Below are 2,607 nucleotides of genomic sequence, written 5' to 3' on the forward strand. Positions count from 1 at the left end.
AAGATGTCATAGCCGCCGTCGCCCGCAAACAGCCCGCTCTGGTCGCCGACGCTGGCGTACTCGCTGTTTATCCTGCTCTTGCTGAGGCTCAGCCCGGCCGAACCGCCCGCGCCCCAGGTGAAGCTGAAGCCGCCGCTGGCGCTCTGCTGTCTGCTCTGATAGTTATCGGTGTCCTGCAGGCTGGTGAGCGTGAGGTTATTGCCTGCGTTAACGCTGATGCTGTCGCCCAGCGCTTGGGCGCCGGAGAGCAGCGTGTCGTTGCCGCTGCTGAGCGTCAGGTTATCCTTCGCGTTAACGCGGCTGTTGACGTGGGTCGTGCTTACTATATGAATGTGTTTCTGTGACGCTAACTTATTACCCCGAAACCCTTTTTCAATCCAAACAAGCTATCACCATGCCATGACCGCGATCTGCAGAGCAGCATCTTAGCAGTCAGCAACGGGGCTACTATTAGTATTTTGTCAGATTCAGTTGTAGAACTCAGGGCTCTGAGCCGGGGCGTAGCTTGTCTGCGGCCCGGTGAAGGGTCTGCCGGGCGCGGTATTTATCGGTACACCGGAGCGAGCCGCTATAACAGCCGCAGCCCCGTGCTTAACCTTGAGGGTAACTGGTTACAGTACGCGGGATTTGGATACGGCCAACCGGTTATTGTCACCGCCGAGGAAGGTCGACGGATTATCTGCCTTGCAGGAACGGAGTGACACGATTTGCTGATGCAGCGAACCTAAATATGGTTTTAAAAGACTATATTTAGAGGTATGTCTACCGCCCAGGTTAGTTTTCCTGCCGCGTAATCTGCATCCGTCATCCGTTTAGAGCTGGTGTTGATATACTATATCACTTTGTATTTAATACCTTCATTCTTTTCGAACGCATCCGGTAAGCATTTCATTATATTGATTTCATCTCCCCAGTTCACTACACAAAATCCTTCCCCACCTTCAAAGTTAAATCTAACACCTATATTTGCATCCTCTACTGAAGAAAAGATCAGGTGCAATCCAGCCAATTTTCTTCCAATGCACTCATAAAAAGGTTCATTAGCCGAAATGTCTAATATTTCTTCGTTTCCATACTCACCCAGATCGCTCTCTAAAAGAGGTGAGCTTGTTAATTCAAGAGAAGCGCCATCTCCTCCACACTTAAAATTTTCGCCACCTTTAACACCATCAAAAATAAATTGCAACCTTTGAGGGTGTTCAAAACATGGAACTTTAAGGATAAATATCAGACCGATGACCTTAGAAAGCTCCTGACCTACTACAACACGTCTCCATTTCACATACTTTATTAAATCAACACTCACTTCGGATCTCCTTTCAATGCATTCTTCAATGCTTGCATCAACTGGAGGCACATTTGGAGCAGCGTCCTCTGGCACAATAGAAACAGCTCCTAACCAAACACCTGCAGCCCCGGCCACCGGTTTCCCGTCCGCATCCAGCAAAGGCTTTAGCCCTTGCAACAGAGGAGTGATTTTGGGGACTCTATTGTCATTTTCCTTGTTAAGATCAACATCATGACCTATAAAATCTCTACTACAGCCACGATTTAGTCATTGACGTAACCAAAACGGTGTTTCATTAGGTTTTAATTCATCGTAGTGTTCTAAAGGCCGGTTTTTATCTTCTATATAATAAGGTGCATCGGTCACAGCAACTTTAACTGGTTGATAAACACCCCAACTGTTATAGAAAAATTTCGCCGATTCAATACATGTTTCTATACCTGACAAATATTTAAAATACTTATCTTCATCTGAGGATAGCATTGATTTGATATCTTTTACCATCGAATACAGCTCTTCTAGCTGTTCAAGCTTTATATATTTACTATAAAGACGAATTGCTATTTCATTGCTTTCTTTACCTTCCAGTCTTTTGTTAATGAAATTAAAAAAATCCATCATTTCAGAGGCAGTTCCTAGCTCTACCATTGAACTCCCTCCCATAAACCCAACATGTCTCATACTTATTACCTCTTAAATTGAATATCTGTAGGCTTAATTGCTCCGTTGGATTTTTGAACAATCCCTTTAATGATTGCATCTTCCTGAATTGGAGTGACACTTTGTCCACGAACATCAATCACAACCTCTTGACGCATTCCCGCAGGTAAATTTTCGGCACGTTGGATAGCTTGCTTAGACACATTATTTATTAGCCCGCTCTGATTCGTTGTAATGTTATAGTTCTTCACTTCAACACTACAGACATTTCCCTGACACCAGTCAGGACGAACTCCACCTTTGGTACCGTAGGGAACTTCTTTACCGTCCTTAAAGCTGACCTGTTCGCGCCATCCTTCACCGAGATCTTTACCGACATCTATTTCAGACTGCCTGTGGCTGGGACGCGAAGCTATTGCTATCTCATCACTGGCCTTATTAATCAGCTTTGATGCTTCAGCCACATCACCTTTAACCAGCGCTTTCTCTGCCGCTTTAAATATGCCCGCAGCAACACGTTCCCCCGGTATAAGGGATGCGGCGGCCATCAGATAATCCAGCGCGCTCTGTGCCTCCGCTGCGCTTTTCAGGGTTCCTACGACCGGCAAAAAGTCAGCGCCCAGTGATGCCGTATCTTTCAGCGCTTCACGCCGCTCCGT

At 46.1% G+C, this 2,607-nt stretch carries 5 protein-coding genes; 1 reads left to right on the forward strand and 4 read right to left on the reverse strand.

Annotated features, from left to right (window positions below; genetic code table 11):
• Positions 1 to 377, reverse strand: a 377-nt coding sequence (locus ACR6A7_RS21060) for a hemagglutinin repeat-containing protein (RefSeq protein WP_434127147.1), incomplete at its 3' end; no start/stop codon positions are given.
• An 81-nt stretch (positions 378 to 458) separates the two neighbouring features.
• Between ACR6A7_RS21060 and ACR6A7_RS21065 the strand changes: the two genes are divergently transcribed.
• Positions 459 to 701 carry a SymE family type I addiction module toxin gene (locus tag ACR6A7_RS21065; protein ID WP_434127143.1) on the forward strand — a complete coding sequence of 81 codons (243 nt, stop codon included), beginning with the start codon at positions 459 to 461 and terminating at the stop codon, positions 699 to 701.
• A gap of 131 nt (positions 702 to 832) precedes the next feature.
• Here the strand turns inward: ACR6A7_RS21065 and ACR6A7_RS21070 are convergent, their stop codons facing one another.
• The 3 genes from ACR6A7_RS21070 to ACR6A7_RS21080 all read right to left on the reverse strand — a co-directional run.
• Positions 833 to 1,447: a hypothetical protein gene (locus ACR6A7_RS21070; protein WP_434127144.1), complete on the reverse strand. Its 615-nt coding sequence runs from the start codon at positions 1,445 to 1,447 to the stop codon at positions 833 to 835.
• 108 nt (positions 1,448 to 1,555) lie between these two features.
• Positions 1,556 to 1,969 carry a hypothetical protein gene (locus ACR6A7_RS21075; RefSeq protein WP_434127145.1) on the reverse strand — a complete coding sequence of 138 codons (414 nt, stop codon included), beginning with the start codon at positions 1,967 to 1,969 and terminating at the stop codon, positions 1,556 to 1,558.
• Positions 1,970 to 1,974: 5 nt separating this feature from the next.
• Positions 1,975 to 2,607 (reverse strand): hypothetical protein (locus ACR6A7_RS21080; protein WP_434127146.1); only part of this gene is annotated, 633 nt, incomplete at its 5' end.

The sequence above is a fragment of the Pantoea phyllosphaerae genome (assembly GCF_051025595.1).
Lineage (GTDB): Bacteria > Pseudomonadota > Gammaproteobacteria > Enterobacterales > Enterobacteriaceae > Pantoea.

Coding starts and splice junctions, on each gene's coding strand:
- ACR6A7_RS21075 (WP_434127145.1), bottom strand. CDS start 1,969: ATGAGACATGTTGGGTTTATGGGAGGGAGTTCAATGGTAGAGCTAGGA.